The sequence below is a fragment of the uncultured Aquincola sp. genome, assembly GCF_964001545.1.
In the GTDB taxonomy this organism is placed as follows: Bacteria; Pseudomonadota; Gammaproteobacteria; order Burkholderiales; family Burkholderiaceae_C; genus Aquincola.
Window position 1 is genome coordinate 1 of the sequence record NZ_CAXFDV010000140.1, and the last position, 20,098, is coordinate 20,098.

Consider the following 20,098-nt stretch of genomic DNA (forward strand, 5'->3'; position numbering starts at 1 on the left):
GGTAGCGCTCGCCCGGCACCGCATAGGCGGCAGGCAGCCAGCGGTCGTCGGCCACCAGGCGGCCCAGCAGGCGGCCCGCTTCATCGAGCAGGCGCGGCTCGGGCGGGGCCTGTGCGACCAGCGCCTCCAGCGACTGGATGAAGGCGCGAAAGGCGGGAGCTTCAACGTGCATGGCGAACTCCTGGGAACGGCACGGCCTGGTGATGGTGCCTCAAAAAGTGGCGCGAATGGCCGCACCCTCCAGGCCGGTGATTTCAGGGCCGCACTTCCGGACGACCTTTCACCCCAGGCCCGCTGGGCAAGCTGCTGCGGCGACACCAAGCGCCATGCGGCGCCGCAGCTGGCATCGGCGGATGGGCCAGCGTGCGCTTGATGGTCCATGGCACCAGGGGTGCGACCGGCGGTCGGTGGGCATCGAGCAGCCGCGCAGGAGCCGTGACGGCCTGCGCCGGCACCGACGCCCGGACCTCTTCCTCGACCAGGCCACGCAGCAATCCCAGGAAATGGCTGGGCACCGAAGTGATGAAGCTGCCGCGCCACGCGCGCGCGCCGCTAGCGGTATGCCAGCGCGCCACCCAATGCAACCGTCCCCAGTACAGATCGAACCACACCCGCACGGTGGCGGGTGGCTGGGCAGCAGGTGAGAGAAGGAAGTGGTGGCGCGGCATGGGCTCTCAGTCGGTTACCGCCGATGCAGCAAACGCCGTACCCATCCCCGCCGCCAGCCCACCAGCCAGGCGCCGCCTGCCAGCCACAAGGTCAGGGCGCCGGGTTCGGGCACCGCGGACACCGTGGCGACGAAGCGCGCCGACTGGAAGGCCGCGGTGGCATAGCCGTACACCGGCGCCGTGCCTTCTTCGCCTTCCAGGTAGGCGGCGCTCACCATCAGCTCGGCACGCAGCGACGCATCGTCGGGGTTGATGGCGCCGCTACCGGCAAAGCTGTCGCCGTTGAAGCTGAGCGCAAACGGCAGGGCGTACGACCAGTTGGCGTCGCCCACCACGCTGTGCTGGCCGGTCACCTCCAGCCGCAGTGCATCGATGCGCCATCCGGGGTTGGCCTGGAAGCGCAGGCCGGTGAACTCGAAGAAGCCCAGCAACTGGTGGTAGCCGTTGCGCCCGCTGCCGCCCACCCGCAGCTGCAGGTTGGGCGAGAAGGAAAAGCCTTCGGTGGCACCTGACTGCTGCAAAGCCAGGCTGTTGAACAAGGAAGGATCGGCCACGAAGTCGCCATCGTCGCCAGACAGGAACTCCGCCCCGGCGTTGTACGAAGCAGTCCCCTGCGCCAACGACACCGACACGCGGCCAAGGTTGAAGCTGCAGGGGTCGCTGGAGCCGTCGCAACTGCCAGGGAGCGCGGCCGACGCCAGCGGTGAAGCCGCCAACAGCAGCACCCCTACGGCGCTGCCAGCCCTGATACCGATAGGTCTCATGTCGTCTCCTCGATGCGTTGGCACGCATGGGGCGTGCAGCCCCATCTTGCGCGCCCACGGCGTTGCGGCCTAGGTGCGCCACCTCAGCCGACGGTCATGGCGAGAGGAAAGAGGTCCCGCGCCACCCGCAGCGGGCGACCGCCGCATCCCGCCCGGCGCCTGACATCCGGTGACCTTATGCTGGCGCGCTGATGCCACCCGACACGCCACCCACCGTCACCTTCGCCCAGGCCTTCCGCTTCTGGCTGAAGCTGGGCTTCATCAGCTTCGGCGGCCCGGCCGGGCAGATCGCGATCATGCACAGCGAGCTGGTGGAACGGCGCCGCTGGATCAGCGAGAAGCGCTTCTTGCATGCGCTGAACTACTGCATGGTGCTGCCCGGCCCCGAGGCGCAGCAGCTGGCCACCTACATCGGCTGGTTGATGCACCGCCGCTGGGGCGGCCTGGTGGCCGGCGCGCTGTTCGTGCTGCCCTCGCTCTTCATCCTCATCGCGCTGAGCTGGGTGTACCTGCGCTTCGGCCAGGTGCCGGTGGTGGCGGGCCTGTTCTACGGCATCAAGCCGGCGGTCACCGCGCTGGTGCTGCATGCAGCCCACCGCATCGGCAGCCGGGCACTGAAAAACGGCTGGCTGTGGGCCATCGCGGCGGTCTCGTTCGCGGCCATCACGCTGGCCGGTGTGCCCTTTCCGGCCATCGTGCTGGCGGCCGGGGTGGTGGGCTGGTTCGGCGCCCGCCGGGCGCCGCAGGTGTTTGCGCTGGGCGGCAGCCATGCGGCCGGCGCGGCGCCGCATGCACCGGCCTTGATCGACGACGACACGCCCACGCCGCCGCATGCGCGCTTCTCGCGCCGTGGCCTGGCGCGGGTGATGCTGGTGGGCCTGGCGCTGTGGGCGCTGGCGCTGGGCGCGCTGGTGGCCTGGGGCGGCTGGCAGGGCACGCTGGCGCAGATGGGCTGGTTCTTCACCAAGGCGGCGCTGCTGACCTTCGGCGGTGCGTATGCCGTGCTGCCGTACGTGTACCAGGGCGCGGTGGAGTCGCAGCAATGGCTCACCGGCCCGCAGATGATCGACGGCCTGGCGTTGGGCGAAACCACGCCGGGCCCGCTGATCATGGTGGTGGCCTTCGTCGGCTTCGTCGGCGGCTGGACGCGCCAGTTGCTGGGCCCCGACGCGCTGGCCCTGGCCGGTGCGCTGGCGGCCACCGTGGTCACCTTCTTCACCTTCCTGCCGTCCTTCGTGTTCATCCTGGCGGGCGGGCCGCTGATCGAGACCACCCACGGCAAGCTGGGCTTCACCGCGCCGCTGTCGGCCATCACCGCGGCGGTGGTGGGCGTCATCCTCCACCTGGCCGTGTTCTTCGCGCTGCATGTGCTGTGGCCGCAGGGCTGGGGCGGCCGCTTCGATGCGGTGTCGGCCCTGATCGCACTGGCCGCGGCGGTGGCGCTGTTCCGCTTCAAGCTGGGCGTGATGCCCTTGCTGGCGGCCAGCGCGCCGGCGGGGCTGGTGGTGACGCTGGCCGCGCCAGCGCTGTTGCCGGGTTGAGCAGGCGTTGGCTGCCGCGCTGACGCCGGCTACTCCCAGGTGCTGGCCGGCACCGGCTCGAAGCCTTCGATCAGCAGGGCGCGGCGCTCGGCCGCCAGCGCAGGGTCGTGGCAGGCGGCCTGCAGGCCACGTTGCAGCGCACGCAGCTCCGGCGCCGAGGTGTGCAGCGCGGTGATCAGCGGCAGGCCCGGCGCCAGTGGCGTGCGGCCGATGACCTGCAGCCCCTGCAGCAGCGCCGGCTGGTGGCGCTGGATCAACGCATGCGTCACCGCATCGATCGCGGCCACGTCGGCCTCACCCTGCCGCACCGCCACCAGGCAGGCGCGGTGGCTGCCGGTGAGGGTGATGCGGCCGAAGAACCGCTCATCGCCTCCCACCGCCGCCACCGCACGCCGCAGCGCGATGCAGCCGGAGTAGGAGCCTTCATCGTTGACCGCCGCCACCCGGCCCGCCAGCGCGGCCAGGCCGCCTGCATGCCCCTCACGCGCCACGAGCAGGCTGCTGTAGCGGATGCCTTCGCAGCCCGGGGCGGCATAGCGCATGGCGCCGACCACCTGCACCGCGTCCCATAACCGGGTGACCAGCGGATGGCCGCAGGTCTGGCTCAGCAGCAGCCGCGGCTGCCGCCAATGCGCTTCCAGGTCGTCGGGCCAGCTCAAGGCGTCGGGCACCTCTTCCACGCCCTCGCGCCGCAGTGCGGCGGCCAGCCCCTGCCACCAGGCCTGCACCGCCTCGGGCTGCAGGTCGTACATCGGCAGCGCGGCGGTGCGGGCAGGCAAGGTCATCGGGGCGTGCGGTGGATGGGGGAGTCGATCGGTCGCCAGGCATGCCGGCGCAGCAGTTGACCATACCCCTGCACCAGGAAGTGACCGTTGCACGCCAGCACCTGCGCCCGTTGCGCCAGGTACACGCGGCGGATGCGCCACCACGGCAGGCCCGGCTGGGCGTGGTGCACCGCATGGTAGTTGTTGTTGAGGAACAGCCAGCGCCAGAACCAACCCGCCTCGTTCACCACCACGCGGTGCGCCGCCTCGGCGGCCGGCCGGTGTTCATAGAACGAGCGCAGCATGGCCAGGCCCAATGCCGGGTAGCACACGCCCAGCAGGTAGTGCAGTGGCGTGATGCCGGCCCAGCGCTGCAGCGCCCACAGCAGCGCCGCCAGCAGCAGCAGGTGCTGCACCCAGCTGCCCAGCTGCGAGCGGTCGCCGCGCAGCGGGCGGCGCAGCGCATCGGCCCAGGTGGGCACGATCACCAGCGCCGGGCCCAGCAGCATGCGGCCCAGCACCGTGCGCTGGGCATGGCGCAGCCAGCGGCCGATGGGCCCCAGTCGGGCATAGTCGCGGGCGCTGACGTAGTTGCTCTCGGGGTCGATGCCCGGCTGCGTGAGCAGCTCGTCGCGGTGGTGGGCCAGGTGGGTGCTGCGGTACAGGTCGTAGGGGTACCAGGCCGCCAGCGGCAGCAGGCCCAGCAGGCGGTTGATGCGCGCGCTGCGCGTGGGGTGGCCGTGCAGCAGCTCATGCTGCAGGCTCATGAACCAGCAGCAGGCCAGGGTCAGCAGCGCCGTGCCGGCCACGGGCCCCAGCACCGGCAGCGCGGCCAGCGCACCGAGCCAGGCGCCGTACACGGCCACGATCAAGGCCCAGGTCGGCCATTCTTGGCGGGCAACTTTCATGCGCCGCCACCTTAGGCAGCCGGCCCGCGCCCGCCAACGAAGCATTGCGCGCTTGCTTATGTGCCGGCCGGCTTACTCGGGCGCTGCATGCCGGCATGCAAAAACATTCGGCCACCCGGCGCGGCACCACGGCTACGCTGGGCACCGAGACAACACGGCAACGGCGAAACAAGAGTGGCGCTTGTCTCCTGGCCCCCGATGGTGGGTGGCCTTTTCAAGGCCCGCGCGAGCGGGCCTTTTTTCTGCCCGCGGCCGGCCCGCAGCGCCCGCCCAAGTGCGGCCAGCGCATGAACATCGAAGCAATGGTCGCTTAGGTTCAGCGCCCCCGGGCCGAAGAATGCGACAGGGCTTTTCCTGTCGCCATGTGCCAACTGCTTGCCATCCACAGCAACGCGCCCACCGCGGCCACGTTCTCGTTCACCGGGTTCTCGGCACGCGGCGGGGCCACCGACCACCATGCGGACGGCTGGGGCATGGCCTTTCATGACGGGCAGGTGCCCCAGGTGTTTCACGATGCCGGCCGCGCCTGCGATGCGCCGCTGGCGGCCTTCCTGCGCCAGCACCCGCTGCGGGCGCGCACGGTGCTGGCCCATGTGCGCAAGGCCACCCAGGGCGAGGTGAGCCTGGCCAACTGCCACCCCTTCGTGCGCGAGTGGCGCGGCCGCAGCTGGGTGTTTGCCCACAACGGCGACCTCAAGGGCTTTCGGCCGCCGCTGGACGGCAGCCACCTGCCGCTGGGCCAGACCGACAGCGAACATGCCTTCTGCTGGCTGCTGCAGCGCCTGCGCCAGGCCTTCGGCGGCGGCCACGGTCCGGCACCGCACTGGCAGGCGCTGGCGCCGGTGCTGGCCGAGCTGCTGCCGCAGATCGGCGTGCACGGCAGCTTCAACATGCTGCTGACCGACGGCCATGCGCTGTATGCCCATGGCAGCACGCAGCTGCACTGGGTGACCCGCCAGCACCCCTTCCCGCGCGCGCGGCTGGTCGACTGCGACCTGGAGCTGGACCTGGCCGGCGCCAACGGCCCCGACGACCGCATGGTGGTGGTGGCCACGCAGCCCCTCACCCACACCGAGCCCTGGCAGGCCTTCGCGCCCGGCGAACTGCGCGTGTTCGAGCACGGCCGTCCGGTGTGGCAGCAGGCCACGCAGGTGCTGGCGGCCGCCGCCTGACAGCTGCCCCCCTAACTTCACAGGCTGCGCCCAGCGTCCCCGAGGACGCGCGGGCGTTTGCCCCCATGGCGCGCCGCGCCTGCCCTGGGCAGCATCGAATCCGTCACGGCGCTGTCATGGGTGCACGAGACCATGCGCGCCGTCACACATTCGAAACAAACGAGGAGCCCCGGATGAAATGGCGACTGATGGCGGCGGCAGCCGCTGCCGTGCTGATGCTGCAGGCCTGCGGCAACGACGACAACAACTGGTCCACGCTGAGCGGCGACCCCACGCTGGTGATCGGCCACCGCGGCGCTTCCGGCCTGCGGCCCGAGCACACGCTCGAGAGCTACCAGCTGGCCATCGAGCAAGGCGCCGATTTCATCGAGCCCGACCTGGTGCTGACCAGCGACGGCGAGATGGTGGCCCGGCATGAGCCGATCCTGGACGACACCACCGACGTGGCCACCAAGTTCGGCGCCGAGCGCAAGCGCACCCGCTCGCTGGACGGCGTGCCCACCACCGCCTACTGGGCCAGCGACTTCACGCTGGCCGAGATCAAGACGCTGCGCGCGGTGCAGTCGCGGGCCGGCCGCTCCAAGGCCTACGACGGCCAGTTCACCATCCCCACGCTGGCCGAAGTCATCGCGCTGGCCAAGAGCGCCAGCACCAGCACCGGCCGCACCATCGGCATCTATCCCGAGATCAAGCACTCCACCTTCCACGCGGGCCTGTTCGGCGCCAACGTGTTCGAGGACAAGCTGGTCGCCGCGCTGCACACCGCCTGGGGCAACAGCAAGAGCGCGCCGGTGTTCATCCAGTCGTTCGAGGTCAGCAACCTGCAATACCTGCGCGGCAAGACGGCCATCCGCCTGGTGCAGCTGATCGATGCCGACGACGTGAAGGACGACGGCAGCATGTCGCTGGTGGCGCCCTACCGCCAGCCCTACGACTTCGTGGTCAAGGGCGATGCGCGGCTGTTCTCCGATCTGCTGACGCCCGCCGGCCTGGACTTCGTCAAGACATATGCCGACGCCATCGGCCCCTGGAAGCCCTACCTGGTGAAGACCGTGAACGACGGCGTGGAGCGCACTGGCGACACTACCCTCACCGTCAACGACCGGCGCGTGGACGGCAGCACCGGCGTGGTGGAAGCGGCCCATGCCCGCGGCCTGCTGGTGCACACCTGGACCTTCCGCGACGACTCGGGCATCTATGGCTTCAAGGACGCGCAGACCGAGATCGCCTACTACATGAAGCTGGGCCTGGACGGCATCTTCACCGACTTCCCGGCCACCGGCGTGGCTGCGCGCAAGACGGTGGATTGAGCCCCCACGGCCGGCTTGTCCGGCCGGCCGCGATTTTTCCGTATGGCGTGGCAGGGCAGCTGGCTGCCCTGCTCATGAATGCCACGGAGGAAACGCATGCAACAACGCCCGCTTCTGAAGCCCGGCCTGCGCCGGGCCGCCCTGCTGTGCAGCCTGTCGGCGCTGGCCGCGCCGTCCATGGCGTGGACCCTGCAGTCGCCGCAATACCAGGCCGCGATCGACATATCGCCCGACATCTACAAGCCCGACGAGACGCTGAGCGCGGGCAAACCGCCGGGACGTGAGCTGCAGCTCGCGCCGCGGCTGCCCGACAGCACCACGGTGCGGCTCACACACACCAGCTTCCAGGGTACCGGCACCATCGGCAATGCCTCGGCCACCGCTGAACACGGCGGCACCGTGCGCGCCAGCGCCAGCACCGCCGATGAACAGATCGGCAGCTACGCCGACATCTACTACGAGTTCCAGATCGAGGCCAAGCCCGGCGCCGTGCTGCCGGCGCTGGTGCCACTGAGGGTGCAGGCTTCGGGCTCCACCGGCAGTGATGGGTGGGCGGTGGCCACCATCAGCTTCGGCTTCGCATACCGCCAGCAACCGCACGGCGCGGTCAGCAACATCTACCAATACACCGGCGTGCAAAGCGCCGTGAACCAGAGCCCCGTCGTGTTCGGCGGCAACGGGTCGATCTACGTCGACGAATGGGCCGAGATCGCGCCCTACACCCCGATCATCGTGTCCATGTCGGCCCGCGCCGGCGCCGGCATCGGCATGCTGGGACTGGACCACGACAAGGACGAATACGGCACCGGCAGCGCCTGGGTCGACCCGGTGTTCACCGTCGCGCCCGAGTACCGCAACCTGGTGAACATCGTCGGCGTGCCGGTCGCGGCCGTACCCGAGCCGGCCACCTGGGCCATGAGCCTGGCCGGGCTGCTGGCGCTGGGCGCGCTGTTGCGCCGCCAGCGCCGGCGGCGCTGAAAGTGCGGTTCAGAACTTCGGCAGACCGGGCGGGTTGGTCTCCGCCTTGGTCAGCGCTTCGGCCTCCAGGCCCCAGCGCGCCAGCGCCTGGGCGTACTTACCGTTGTCGATCAAGCGGTTGAGCGCCGCGGTGACGGCCGGCACCAGGCCGCTGCCCTTGCGGGTGGTGATGGCCACGTCCGCCTTCAGCGGCCAGCCGGCGTTCACCAGACCCACGCGGCGCATGCGGCCGTCGCGCGCGGCAGCCCAGGCCTGGGCAGCGTTGGGGTTGAAGCTGGCATCGGCGCGGCCGGACACCAGGGCCAGCGTGCGGGCGGCGTCGTCGTCGTGGTACTGCAGCGTCAGCGCCGCCAAGCCGGCGGCCTGGTTCTGCCGGTTCCACTCCAGCAGGATGCGCTCCTGGATCGTGCCGCTGCTGGTGATGATGCGCAGACCGGCGACGTCCTTGGGTTGGGCCAACCGCTGGATCGGGCTGCCCACCGGCACGTAGAAGCCGTGCAGGCCCTGCCGGTAGGTGCTGAAGTCGAACTTCTCCTTGCGCTGCTCGGTCACGCCGACGTTGCTGATCACCGCGTCGTAGCGGCCCGACGCCAGGCCCAGCGGCCAGTCGGCCCAGGCCACCGGCTGCAGCACCAGCTTCAGGCCCAGCGCATCGGCCACCAGCTGCGCGATGTCCACGTCGGCACCGACGACCGTGCGTGCATCGGTGGCATAGGTGGACACAGGCGGCGCGGCCGGATGGATGGCCACAGTGAAGGCGCCGGGCTGCACCGGTTGCCAGCCCGGCGGCAGCGCGGCCACGGCCTGGGCATCGCGCTCGGCCCGCACGCGGCCGGCCTGCTCGGGCGACAGGTCGGCAGTGGCCGCGGCCCCCGCGGCCCCGGCCAGGAACAAGCACAGCCCCGCGGCCACAGCCGCTGCCCAGGACTTCCAGCGGCGGCGAGTGAGCACGTTCATTTGCGCGGCAGCCCGGGCGGGTTGGTGCGTGCCAGGGCGATGGCCTCGGACTGCAGGTTCCAGCGCACCAGCGCCTTGTTGTAGTTGCCGTTGGCGATCTGCGCGTTCAGCGCGGCGGTGATGGCCTCGGCGATGCCCGAGCCCTTGCGGGACGTCACCGCGATCTCGGCCGTCTGCGGCCAGCCGCCCGAGAAGGTGCCCACCAGCTTGGTACGGCCGTCGCGCGCGTTGTGGGCGGCGATGCCGTTGGGCGCCAGGTAGGCGTCGGCGCGGCCCGACAGCAGCGCCAGGTACAGCACCACGTCGTCGTCGTAGTACTGCACCTCCACCGGCTTCAGGCCGGCGGCCACGTTCTGCTGGTTCCAGCGCAGCAGGATCTGCTCCTGGTTGGTGGCCGAGCCCACGATCACCCGCAGGCCGGCCACGTCCTTGGGCTCCTTGATCGCGGCGATCTTGCTGTTGGCGGGCACGTAAAAGCCCAGCGTGTCGTTGCGGTAGGTGGAGAAGTCGAACTTCTCCTTGCGCTCTTCGGTGACCGTGACGTTGGAGATGACCACGTCGAACTTGCCGCTTTGCAGGCCCAGCGGCCAGTCGGCCCACGCCACGCTCACCAGCTCGAGCTTGCGGCCCAGGCTGTCGGCCACCAGCTGCGCGATGTCTGGCGCATTGCCCACCGGCGTCTTGTTGTCCAGCGCATAGGCGCCGAAAGGCAGCCGGCCGGTGGTGGTGCCTACGGTCAGCACGCCGTCCTTGACGAACTTGAAGTCCTTGGGCAGCAGCTTGAGGGCCTCGGGCACGGGCTGTGAACGGGGGCGGCCGGCCTGCTCGGGGCTTAAGTCGGGCGATTGCGCGGCGGCGGGCAAGTGCAGGCCCAGCAGCGGCAGGGCCAGGAGAGCGGCCGACAGGCCACGACGAACGAGGGAAAGCATCATGTTCAAGTTCAGTTGAAATTGAGGTTTACAGCACCTTGGCCAGGAAGGCCGCGGTACGCGCATGGCTGGGCGTGTGGAACACCTGGGCCGGCGAACCCACCTCCAGCACACGGCCCTGCTCCATGAAGACCACGGTGTCGGCCACCTCCTGCGCAAAGCCGATCTCGTGGGTGACGATGACCAGGGTGGCGCCGCTGCGGGCCAGCTCCTTGATCACGTCCAGCACCTCGTTCACCAGCTCGGGGTCCAACGCCGAGGTGGGCTCGTCGAACAGCAGCACCTTGGGCTTGAGGGCCAGCGCCCGCGCGATGGCCACCCGCTGCTGCTGGCCGCCCGACAGCTGGCGCGGATAAGCCTGCGCCTTGTCGGCCAGACCCACGCGGGCCAGCAGTTCATGGGCTTCGGCCTCGGCCTGCGCGCGCGGCACGCCGCGCACCGACACCGGTGCTTCCACCAGGTTCTCCAGCACCGTGAGGTGCGGGAACAGGTTGAAGTTCTGGAACACCATGCCCACGTCGACCCGGCGTTGCAGGATCTGCGGTTCCGACAGCTCGTGCAGCGCGTCAGCCTCCTGGCGGTAGCCGATCAGCTGGCCGTCGATGGCGATGAAGCCGGCGTCCACCCGCTCCAGGTGGTTGATGCTGCGCAGCAGCGTGCTCTTGCCCGATCCGCTGGGGCCCAGGATCACCGTCACGCTGCCGCGCGGAATGGTGAGGTTGACGTCGTCCAGCACCTTCAGCGCGCCGTAGCGCTTGCTGACGCCGTGCAGCGTCACCTCGCCACCGGTGGTGCGGCTGCCGGTCCAGCGGCGCGCGGTGGGCGACGGCCCGGCGGCGGCGTTGGCGACTTCAGCAGCGTCCGTGGCCGGTGCACTGCCCGCGCCGCGCCGCGCCCAGCGGGCCGCCAGCCTGGAGAACAGCGAAGGCGGCGGATTGCGCAGCGCGCCCTTGGCATAGTGCCGCTCCACCTGGTGCTGCACCACCGACAACACCGTCAGGATGGCCAGGTACCACACGGTGGCCACCATCAGCAGCGGAATCACTTCCAGGTTGCGCCGGTAGATGATCTGGATGGTGTAGAACAGCTCGGGCAGCGCCAGGATGTAGACGTTGGAGGTGCCCTTGGCGAGGCCGATGATGTCGTTGAAGGCCGGCGGCAGGATGGAGCGCATGGCCTGCGGCAGCACGATGCGCGAGATTTGCCGCCGGCGCGACAGGCCCAGCGCGGCTGCGGCCTCCAGCTGGCCCTGGTCCACCGACAGGATGCCGCCGCGGATGATCTCGGACGAAAACGCCGCCTGGTTGAGCGTGAGCCCCAGCAGCGCCGCCACGAAGGGGCTGATGAGCTGCGTGGTGGGCCAGCTGAAGAAGGTGAAGGGTGTGCCCGGGATGCCCAGCGTGATGGTGGCGTACAGGTAGCCCAGGTTGTTGATGATGAGTAGCAGCACGATGAGCGGGATGGACCGGAAGATCCACACGTACACCCAGCTCAGCCCCGACAGCAGCGGCGAGCGCGACACCCGCGCCAGCGCCAGCAGCGTGCCCAGGAAAAAGCCGAACAGCGCGCCCAGCGCGGTGAGCAGCAGCGTGCGGCCCAGGCCCACCAGCACCGGCTCGGCAAAGAACCATTCGGCGAACACGCCCCAGCCCCAGCGCTCATTGGTGAACACCGAGTGCAGCACCAGCACGATGATGGCCGCGGCCACGAGGGTGCCGATGGTGCGCGCCGGGTAGCGCGCCGGCACCACGCGCAGATGATGGAAGTCGCCGCGGGCGGGCAAGGCCGGCGGCGGCAGGCCGGGGGAAGGCAGCGTGGTCATGGCAGGTCTCCTGCGGCGCTCAGGCCGCGGCAGTGGCTCGTTGAACCAGGCCCGGGACGGCGGCCGTGATGAACTTTTCAAAGGGCAGGCGGCGCAGCGCCTCCAGGTCGGCATCGGGATCGAAGAGCCCGGTGTAGCCGTGCGTGAGGTAAAGGCCCGTGGCTTCGGGCTGGCGGAAGCCGGTGGTGAGGTACACCCGCTCATAGCCCTGGCGCGCGGCCTGCGCCTCCAGCTCGATCAGCACCCGCCGCGCCAGGCCCTGGCGGCGCAGGTCGTGGCGCGTCCAGATGCGCTTGAACTCGGCGGTGGTCTCGTCCAGACGCTTGAAGGCGCCTCCGGCCACCGCCTGACCGCCGCGCAGCAGCAGCAGGAAGTTGCCGCCCTGCGCCGGTGTGAACACCTCGGGCGGGTACTTCTCCATCTCGCGCGGCTCGCCGCTGCGTTCGTAGAAGTCGCCGTAGCGGCTCTGGTACTCGTGGCTCAGCTCGTCGATCAGCGGCCAGGCCAGCGGATCGCGCAGCGTGGTGTAGAGGAAGGCATCGGCGGGGGTGCTCATTGTTCTGGCTCCTGCAGAAAGGTCTCGGCCAGGCGCACCCAGTAGGTGGCCGCGGGCACGAGCACGCCGTCGTTGAAGTCGTAGCTGGGGCTGTGCAGCGGCGGGCCGTCGCCGTTGCCGAAGAAGAGGTAGGCGCCCGGCCGCGCCTGCAGCATGTAGGCGAAGTCTTCGCTGGCGGTGCGGGGCTTGAAGCCGGCTTCCACCACGCCGGGGCCGAAGGTCTGCTCGGCCACGCGGCGGGCCAGGTCGGTCTCGGCGTCGTGGTTGATCACCGGCGGGTAGCCGGGCCGCAACACCACCTCGGCGGTGGCGCCGAAGCTCTCGGCCTGCGCACGGGCCAGCGCCGGCACCCGCTGCTGCAGCAGCGCCCGCACCTCGGGCCGGAAGGCCCGGGTGGTGAGCTTGAGTTCCACGCTGTCGGGGATGACGTTGGGCGCGATGCCGCCTTGCAGCATGCCCACCGTCACCACGCCCATGTCCAGCGGATCGACGTTGCGCGAGACCACGCTTTGCAGCGCGGTGATCACATGGGCGGTGGCCACCACCGGGTCCACGGCTTCGTGCGGCATGGCGCCGTGGCCGCCGCGGCCACGCACGGTGATGGTGGCCTGGTCGACCGAGGCCATGGCCGGCCCGTTGACGCAGCCGATGTGACCCGCCGCCACGCAGGGCCAGTTGTGCAGGCCGAACACCGCATCCACCGGAAAGCGCTCGAACAGGCCCTCGTCGATCATGCGCTGGGCGCCTGCGCCCATCTCCTCGGCGGGCTGGAAGATCAGCTGCAGCGTGCCGCTGAAGCAGCCCTGCTCCGCCAGGTAGCGGGCCGCCGCCAGCAGCACCGCAGTGTGTCCGTCATGGCCGCAGGCATGCATCACGCCGGGCCGCAGGCTGGCGTAGGGCAGGCCGGTGGCCTCGGTGATGGGCAGTGCATCCATGTCGGCGCGCAGGCCCAGGCGCTGCGGGCCATCGCCCCGCCGCAGCGTGCCCACCACGCCGGTGCCGGCGATGCCGGTGGCCACCTCGTAGCCCCAGGCGCGCAGGCGGTCGGCCACCAGCTCGGCGGTGCGGTGCTCCTGGTAGGCCAGCTCGGGGTGGCGGTGGATGTCGCGGCGCAGCGCGATGAACTCATCGGCCCAGTCCTGCAGCTGGGTGGCCACGCGCAGCGCTTCGCCGCGCGCCAGCGTCTGTCGCAAGGAGCTGCCCATCACGCCGCCTGTTGCGCCGCTGCGGCCTGGCTGCCGGCCGCATGCCGGCTGGCCTTGCGCGGCAGGCCCAGATGGTCGCGCAGCGTGTGGCCGGGGAGCGTACGCTGCCAGCGGCCGCGCGCTTCCAGCGCCGGGATCACGAACTCGATGAAGTCGGCCAGGCCCTGGGCCAGCACCGGAAAGCCGAGGATGAAGCCATCCGCCGCCCCTTCGTCCACCCAGCGGATCAAGGCATCGGCCACCTCGGGCCCGGTGCCCACGAACTGCGGCCGCGGCGTGGCCTGCTCCAGCGCCACCTGGCGCAGCGTCTTGCCATGGGCACGGGCATCGGCCTTGATGCGGTCGGTGGTGGAGCGGAAGCTGTTGCGGCCGATCTCACCCAGCTCGTGGAAGGGTTCGTCCAGCGGGTACTGGCTGAAGTCGTGGTGGTCGAAGTAGCGGCCCAGGTAGGCCAGCGCCTCGTCGATGGTGATGAGCTGGCGGATGGCCTCGAACTTGGCCTCGGCCTCGGCCCGCGTGGCGGCCACGATGGGGCCGATGCCGGGGAACACCTTCACGTCCTCGGCCTGCCGGCCCTGGGCCACCGCACTGGCCTTGACCTGGCGCAGGAAGCTGCGGGTGTCGTCCAGGTTGGGCGAATGGGTGAACACCGCATCGGCGTATTTGCCCGCCAGGCCGATGCCGGCATCGGACGAGCCGGCCTGGAAAATCACCGGCTGGCCCTGGGCCGAGCGCTGGATGTTCAGCGGCCCGGCCACCTGGAAGAAGCGGCCGCGGTGGTTCAGCGTGTGCAGCTTGGCGGGGTCGAAGAAGCGGCCCGTGGCGCGGTCGCGCACGAAGGCATCGTCGTCCCAGCTGTCCCACAGGCCCTGGGTGACAGCCAGGTACTCGTCGGCGATCTCGTAGCGCAGCGCATGCTCGGGGTGCGGGCGGCTGTAGTTGAGGCCGCTGCCTTCCAGCGGCGAAGTGACCACGTTCCAGCCCGCTCGCCCGCCGCTCAGCAGGTCGAGCGAAGCGAACTGCCGCGCCACGGTGAAGGGGTCGCTGTACGAGGTGCTGACGGTGCCCGCCAGGCCGATGCGCGTGGTGGCCACGGCCAGCGCCGACAGCAGCGTCAGCGGCTCGAAGCGGTTGAGGAAATGCGGGATCGACTTCTCGTTGATGTAGAGGCCGTCGGCGACGAACGCGAAGGCGATGCCGGCGGCCTCGGCCTGCTGGGTGATGCGCAGGTAGTGCTGCAGGTTGACGCTGGCATCGGCCGGGCCGCTGGGGTGCTTCCAGGCGTTCATGTGGCCGCCCGCGCCTTGCAGCATCAGACCGAAGGGGATGGGGGTGTGGCTCATCGGGGCTCCTCGGGGCTTTCAGGCTTCCACCGTCTGCGTGGCGCCGGCCAGCAGCTCGATGGAGGCACGGCGCTCGGCAAAGCCGGGCACCGGGGTGTCGATCACGAATTCGTCGACGCCGTGGCGGCGGCTCAGCGCATCCAGCTCTGCACGCACCTGCTCGGGCGTGCCGGCGATCACCTGCGGCAGGCGCTCTTCGGTGCGGTAGTCGGTGTGGCCGGCCTGGCGGGCGAACTCGGCGGCTGCTTCCAGCGTGGCCAGTTTGACGCTGCGGCCATCGGGCAGGTGCAGCCGGTAGCTGCGCAAGGCGCCCACCTGGGCCTGCGCGGCCTCTTCGGTGTCGGCGGCGAAGGCATACACCGCCAGCAGGCCCTTGCGGCCGCTGGCATCGGCATAGGCGCGCAGCGATTGCTCGATGTTGACCGGGTCGCCATTGAAGTGCCCGGCGTAGACGAACTGCCAGCCATGGCGCGCGGCCAGTTGGGCGCTTTGCACGCTGCCGCCCAGCAGAAAGCGCGAAGGCGCCAGCGGCGGCACCGGCGTGGCCACCGCCTCGGCCAGCGGATGCGCGGCCAGCAGCTGGTTGCGCAAGAAGCCGGCCAGCTCCATCAGTTGCTCTTCAAAGCCGGGCTTGCGCGCCGCATCGTGGTAGGCCTGCAGCGCGCGGGTGGACAGCGGCAGCCCGCCCGGCGCCTTGCCCACGCCCAGATCGACACGGCCGGGTGCCAGCGCGGCCAGCACCTTGAACACCTCGGCCACCTTGTAGGCACTGTAGTGCTGCAGCATCACGCCGCCCGAGCCGATGCGGATGCGCGAGGTGCGCGCCAGCAGGTAGGCCACCAGCACCTCGGGCGCCGAGCCGGCGAGCAGCGGCGAGGCATGGTGCTCGGCCAGCCAGTAGCGGTGGTAGCCCAGCGCCTCGGCCCGCTGCGCCTGGGCCACGGTGTGGCGCAAGGCCGCCGCCGCATGCGCGCCTTCGGGGATGGGGCTCTTGTCGAGCAGGGACAGTCGGTAGGTCACGGTCGCGGCGAGCATCCAGGCTCATGAGGGGGGTCGGCAAATTCTGGAAGTCCCGGCCCGTTTGGCCTTGCGCTTTGTTGGCATGTCGATATGACCGTGCCCCCGCATGAGGTCATGCACAAAGCGCCGTTGGGCATGCCGCGCGCATTGGCCACAATGCGCGCCCTCTTCCCATCGCTGCGCGATCTCATGCGACACCTCTTCAAGACCTCCGCCCTGCGCGCCGGCCTGCTGGCCTGCGGCATCGCCCTGGCCGCTGCGCTGCCGCTGCAGGCCAAGACCTTCCGCTGGACCGCCCAGGGAGACGTGCTGACCTTCGATCCGCATGCGTTGAACGTCGGGCCGGCCACGGCCTTTGCCGCCTATACCCACGATGCGCTGGTGCACTACGACCAGGGCTTCAACATCGAACCGGGCCTGGCCACGCAATGGAGCCAGCCCGATGCACGCACCTGGCGCTTCAAGCTGCGCAGCGGCGTGCGCTTTCACGACGGCACGCCCTTCACCGCCGACGACGTGGTGTTTTCGCTGGAGCGGGCGCAGGCGCCCAGCTCGGGCATCAAGGCCTACCTGGCGGGCGTGGAGAGCATCCAGCGCATCGACGACAGCACGGTGGAGCTGCGCCTGGCCGCACCCAACCCGGTGCTGCTGCGCCAGCTGACCATGGTGCGCATCATGAGCCGCGCCTGGGCGCTGAAGAACAAGGTGGACAAGCCGCAGAACTTCGCCCAGCGCGAAGAGACCTTCGCGGTGCGCAATGCCAACGGCACCGGCCCCTACATGCTCAAGAGCACGCAGGCCGATGCACGCACCGTGCTGGTGGCCAACCCGAACTGGTGGGGCAAGATGCAGGGCAACGTCACCGAGGTGGTGTTCCAGCCCATCGCGTCCGACGCCACCCGGCTGGCGGCGCTGCTGTCGGGCGAGGTGGACTTCGTGCTCGACCCCGCCACGCAAGACATTCAGAAGCTGCGCAACACGCCGGGCGTCAAGCTGATCGAAGGGCCCGAGTTCCGCACCATCTTCCTGGGCATGGACCAGCAGCGCGACGAGCTGGCCTACGCCAGCGTGAAGGGCCGCAACCCCTTCAAGGACCTGCGGGTGCGGCAGGCGCTGTACCACGCCATCGATGCCTTCACGCTGCAGCGTGTGGTGATGCGCGGCCTCTCACAACCGGCGGGTGCCTACGTGGCGCCGCAGGTGGCAGGCTGGACGGCCGAGGGCGACCGCCGCCTGCCCTACGACCCGGCCAAGGCCAAGGCGCTGCTGGCCGAAGCGGGTTACCCCAACGGCTTTGAAGTGACGCTGGACTGCCCCAACAACCGCTACGTGAACGACGAAGAGATCTGCAAGGCGCTGACCAGCTACTTCGCGCGCGTGGGCATCACCGCGCGGCTGAATGCGCAGCCGGCCACCACCTTCTTCCAGAAGATCGCCCGCAACGACACCAGCCTGTACCTGTTCGGCTGGGGCGTGCCCACCTTCGATGCGCTGTACACGCTGCAGTCGCTGGTGCGCACCGTGGGCACGGGCGCCGACGGCAACTGGAACTACGGCCGCTACAGCAACCCAGCGCTGGACACGCTGATCGACCGGCTGAAGACCGAGGCCGACCCGCAGCGCCGCACGGACACCCTGCGGCAGGCCCTGAAGCTGGCGCAGGACGATGTGGCGCTGATCCCGCTGCACCACCAGGTCACGCCCTGGGCGGTGCGCGACAACGTCAACACCGTGCACCGCGCCAACAACCAGCTGGAGCTGCGCTACACGCGCATCGACTGATCGATCAGGCAAATCTACGGCCCGAGCAACAAAAGAATGAAAGACATCCGCAGCGCCAGGCCCGAACGGGTCAGCAAGGCCAGCACCAATTGACGAAATCGCGCCACAGAGCTGCCGATGTAGAGCGTGTTGCCCAGCAGTCTCGGTAGCAGCATCGCTGGCGCAACGTTGGCAAACAGGAACGTCGCCCCACGCGTCACCAGCCCCCTGAAAAAAGTAGACAAGACGCGAACTTTCAAGCTCTGAACGAGCGCACGCTGCTCGTGTTGGGGCAGACGCGCACCATGCACCAAAGCGACGGTAGGTTCACATCAACACCCACCCGCCATCACACGCCGAGGTACATCGATGACCTCACTTGCCAAGCTCTGCTCAGCCGGCTTCACACAGTGTGAGGATCACGCCGCAGTCCCACCAAGGAGCACACCCAGACACTTGTTAGCGCCTTCAAGGCAACAAAGCAGACTGACGAGGCATGCGCCGACGTCCCCTGCACCGGAGCGGTGGCCTGAGTGCCTCCGAGCCACAAGCGATGCCAAGGAGAGGGCCACTCAATCAAAAAAGGAGAAGCGTGCCTGCGCAATCCAAAGCCAAATTGCGCCCCAAGCAGCGGGGAGAACGCACATCAGGAAAGAGTTCTTTCCCGGAATGAAAAAGGTCAACACAACTATCGCGCCATAGGCCAGGAAGCCAAACAATGACAAGAGGATGTCCAACGCTCGGCTAGATGAGTTGATGTACGCCTGGGCGCACATTCGTCCGGTAATCATCAGAGCAATTAGCCAACCGAGTAGCGGGATTCCCAGCCCAAAAATCGCTGCGCAACCACCAACAACGGCGCCGAGCTTACGCTCTCGGCGATCGCGCTCAGCACCATCTATAAATAACTTCATCACTGGCCTTTCCAGGGGTTTCGCGATGCGCCGCACGTCGCCGAACTTGGTCCGTGAAGCCAACTCTCGATGCAGCTACAGGGTAGCTCGAATAAACAATTCTGTCGATCAGTTCCCGCAGATCGGCGGTTGAACTCATCGCGAAGTTAGTCAGCAAGAAGACGGCTGTTCACTCATGGCAGAAAAGGCGCCGCTCTGGAAGACCAAATATGAAGTGATGCTTTTTCATCTCCTCCTACTCATGGGTCTGATCTTCGAACGCTGGGAGCCCGGCAGCAATGCTCGAGCAACGCAACCTCATCTCTCACACGCGAGGCTCAGACAACCCTTGCGCTCGCGAGCGGAGCCGGCGGTAACACCATCGCCCGGACCAAGCCCAAAGTCATACCAATGGCGATTGCGGCCAAGGGCCTCGCATTCGGTGGCATTCACAGTGTGCCGCCCAGGCACAGCGATGATCACGCCGGTCGCCACACCGGAGACTCGGCGATCAACAGCTTGCACGGCAGGATCTGCGCTTGCACGAAGGCATCGGCGATGCGCTGCTGCTCGGCCAGCGCCTCGCCATCCACCGGCTGCACGCGGTAGCTGCGGCGCAGGTTGGCGGCCTCCACGGTGGCGGCGTCCAGGCCGATCACCGGTGCATGCCATTCGGCCGCCGGCCCCGGGTTCTGCTTGATCCACTCGCCGGCGCGCTGCAGCTCGGCATACACCGTGGCCAGCACGTCACCGCGCCGCTGTGCATACGGCGTGGCGGCCAGGTAGAAGCGCCGGTAGGCCGACAGGCGCGTGCCATCGACCAGGATGCGGGCGCCGGCCTGGCGCTGCACCGCCGCCAGGAACGGGTCCCAGATCACCCAGGCGGCCACGTTGCCGCCTTCAAAGGCCGCGCGGCCATCGGCCGGGCTCAGGTAGGCCGGCTCGATGTCGCGCACGCTGAGGCCGTGGGCCGCTAGCGCTTCCAGCAGCAAGAAGTGCGCGCCGGCGCCCTTGGCGAAAGCCACCTTCTGGCCCTTCAGCTGGGCCACGCTGGTGATGGGCGAGTTGCTGCGCACCACGATGGCCTGCGCCTGCGGCGACGGGGTTTCGATGGCCACGTAAGTGAGCTTGGCCCCGGCCGCCAGCGCAAAAGGCGGCACCGCATCGGCCACGTCGGCGCTGAGGTCGATGGCGCCGATGTTGAGCGCCTCCAGCAGCGGCAGGCCCGAGGTAAATTCGTGCCACGACACCGCCACGTTCAGCGGCGCCAGCGCCTTTTCCAGCGTGCCGCGCGACTTCAAGAAGATCATCAGCGTCGACGACTTCTGGAAGCCGATGCGCAGCTTGTGGGCAGGCCCGGCGGCCCGCGCGGCGAGCGGCAGCGCGGCCGCCAGGCCCAGGCCCAGGACCAGCAGCTGGCGGCGCGTGGCGGCGGGATCGAGTCGCCGGCTCATTGAGCGGCTGGGCTGCGCACCCGGCTGCGCTGGCCGTCCACCGAGACCGGCAC

General features: G+C 69.4%; 19 protein-coding genes. 5 read left to right on the plus strand and 14 right to left on the minus strand.

Annotated features, from left to right (window positions below; translation table 11 throughout):
- Positions 1–254: 254 nt before the first annotated feature.
- Together ABNT58_RS04640 and ABNT58_RS04645 are read right to left on the minus strand one after the other, a co-directional pair.
- Positions 255–668 (minus strand): hypothetical protein, encoded by a 414-nt coding sequence (locus ABNT58_RS04640; protein WP_348752337.1) that lies wholly within the window; start codon positions 666–668, stop codon positions 255–257.
- A gap of 14 nt (positions 669–682) precedes the next feature.
- A complete protein-coding gene (locus tag ABNT58_RS04645) occupies positions 683–1,432 on the minus strand; it encodes a hypothetical protein (protein ID WP_348752338.1) in 750 nt (249 codons plus the stop codon).
- 191 nt (positions 1,433–1,623) lie between these two features.
- Here ABNT58_RS04645 and chrA point away from each other — a divergent pair, with 191 nt between their 5' ends.
- The gene (chrA, locus tag ABNT58_RS04650; RefSeq protein WP_348752339.1) at positions 1,624–2,973 is read left to right on the plus strand and encodes a chromate efflux transporter; all 1,350 of its coding nucleotides are present in this window, start codon (positions 1,624–1,626) and stop codon (positions 2,971–2,973) included.
- A 29-nt stretch (positions 2,974–3,002) separates the two neighbouring features.
- On the opposite strand, the gene ABNT58_RS04655 is transcribed toward chrA, so the two are convergent.
- Both ABNT58_RS04655 and ABNT58_RS04660 read right to left on the minus strand, forming a co-directional pair.
- Positions 3,003–3,758: a PhnD/SsuA/transferrin family substrate-binding protein gene (locus ABNT58_RS04655; RefSeq protein WP_348752340.1), complete on the minus strand. Its 756-nt coding sequence runs from the start codon at positions 3,756–3,758 to the stop codon at positions 3,003–3,005.
- On the minus strand, positions 3,755–4,645 hold the full coding sequence (locus tag ABNT58_RS04660) for a fatty acid desaturase (protein WP_348752341.1): 891 nt from the start codon (positions 4,643–4,645) through the stop codon (positions 3,755–3,757). Before ABNT58_RS04660 ends, ABNT58_RS04655 begins: the two co-directional genes overlap by 4 nt.
- A gap of 362 nt (positions 4,646–5,007) precedes the next feature.
- On the opposite strand from ABNT58_RS04660, the gene ABNT58_RS04665 reads away from it, so the two are divergent.
- From ABNT58_RS04665 to ABNT58_RS04675, 3 genes are all read left to right on the plus strand, one after another.
- On the plus strand, positions 5,008–5,817 hold the full coding sequence (locus ABNT58_RS04665) for a class II glutamine amidotransferase (RefSeq protein ID WP_348752342.1): 810 nt from the start codon (positions 5,008–5,010) through the stop codon (positions 5,815–5,817).
- Positions 5,818–5,990: 173 nt separating this feature from the next.
- Positions 5,991–7,127 (plus strand): glycerophosphodiester phosphodiesterase, encoded by a 1,137-nt coding sequence (locus tag ABNT58_RS04670; protein ID WP_348752343.1) that lies wholly within the window; start codon positions 5,991–5,993, stop codon positions 7,125–7,127.
- Positions 7,128–7,223: 96 nt separating this feature from the next.
- Complete coding sequence (locus ABNT58_RS04675; protein ID WP_348752344.1) at positions 7,224–8,105, plus strand: PEP-CTERM sorting domain-containing protein; 882 nt, start codon at positions 7,224–7,226, stop codon at positions 8,103–8,105.
- Between the two features lie 9 nt (positions 8,106–8,114).
- Here the strand turns inward: ABNT58_RS04675 and ABNT58_RS04680 are convergent, their stop codons facing one another.
- The 7 genes from ABNT58_RS04680 to ABNT58_RS04710 are packed head-to-tail and all read right to left on the minus strand — an operon-like array spanning position 8,115 to position 15,937.
- Positions 8,115–9,062, minus strand: coding sequence for an ABC transporter substrate-binding protein (locus ABNT58_RS04680; RefSeq protein WP_348752345.1), 948 nt, complete (start codon positions 9,060–9,062; stop codon positions 8,115–8,117).
- Entirely contained in the window at positions 9,059–9,991 is a 933-nt protein-coding gene (locus ABNT58_RS04685; RefSeq protein ID WP_348752346.1) for an ABC transporter substrate-binding protein, read from the minus strand. The genes ABNT58_RS04680 and ABNT58_RS04685 overlap by 4 nt, the downstream gene beginning before the upstream one ends.
- A 28-nt stretch (positions 9,992–10,019) precedes the next feature.
- The gene (locus ABNT58_RS04690) at positions 10,020–11,813 is read right to left on the minus strand and encodes an amino acid ABC transporter permease/ATP-binding protein (RefSeq protein WP_348752347.1); all 1,794 of its coding nucleotides are present in this window, start codon (positions 11,811–11,813) and stop codon (positions 10,020–10,022) included.
- A gap of 19 nt (positions 11,814–11,832) precedes the next feature.
- Positions 11,833–12,369: a GNAT family N-acetyltransferase gene (locus ABNT58_RS04695; RefSeq protein WP_348752348.1), complete on the minus strand. Its 537-nt coding sequence runs from the start codon at positions 12,367–12,369 to the stop codon at positions 11,833–11,835.
- The gene (locus ABNT58_RS04700) at positions 12,366–13,574 is read right to left on the minus strand and encodes a M20 aminoacylase family protein (RefSeq protein ID WP_348752349.1); all 1,209 of its coding nucleotides are present in this window, start codon (positions 13,572–13,574) and stop codon (positions 12,366–12,368) included. Before ABNT58_RS04700 ends, ABNT58_RS04695 begins: the two co-directional genes overlap by 4 nt.
- Positions 13,574–14,917, minus strand: coding sequence for an LLM class flavin-dependent oxidoreductase (locus ABNT58_RS04705; RefSeq protein WP_348752350.1), 1,344 nt, complete (start codon positions 14,915–14,917; stop codon positions 13,574–13,576). The genes ABNT58_RS04700 and ABNT58_RS04705 overlap by 1 nt, the downstream gene beginning before the upstream one ends.
- An 18-nt stretch (positions 14,918–14,935) precedes the next feature.
- Positions 14,936–15,937, minus strand: a complete 1,002-nt coding sequence (locus ABNT58_RS04710; RefSeq protein ID WP_348752353.1) for an LLM class flavin-dependent oxidoreductase — start codon at positions 15,935–15,937, stop codon at positions 14,936–14,938.
- 216 nt (positions 15,938–16,153) lie between these two features.
- Between ABNT58_RS04710 and ABNT58_RS04715 the strand changes: the two genes are divergently transcribed.
- Complete coding sequence (locus tag ABNT58_RS04715; RefSeq protein WP_348752354.1) at positions 16,154–17,719, plus strand: ABC transporter substrate-binding protein; 1,566 nt, start codon at positions 16,154–16,156, stop codon at positions 17,717–17,719.
- Between the two features lie 14 nt (positions 17,720–17,733).
- Here ABNT58_RS04715 and ABNT58_RS04720 read toward each other — a convergent pair whose 3' ends face one another.
- The 3 genes from ABNT58_RS04720 to ABNT58_RS04730 form a co-directional block, all read right to left on the minus strand.
- On the minus strand, positions 17,734–17,943 hold the full coding sequence (locus ABNT58_RS04720; protein WP_348752351.1) for a hypothetical protein: 210 nt from the start codon (positions 17,941–17,943) through the stop codon (positions 17,734–17,736).
- A gap of 327 nt (positions 17,944–18,270) precedes the next feature.
- Complete coding sequence (locus ABNT58_RS04725) at positions 18,271–18,675, minus strand: hypothetical protein (RefSeq protein WP_348752352.1); 405 nt, start codon at positions 18,673–18,675, stop codon at positions 18,271–18,273.
- A 395-nt stretch (positions 18,676–19,070) separates the two neighbouring features.
- Entirely contained in the window at positions 19,071–20,045 is a 975-nt protein-coding gene (locus tag ABNT58_RS04730; RefSeq protein WP_348752355.1) for an aliphatic sulfonate ABC transporter substrate-binding protein, read from the minus strand.
- Positions 20,046–20,098: the final 53 nt, after the last annotated feature.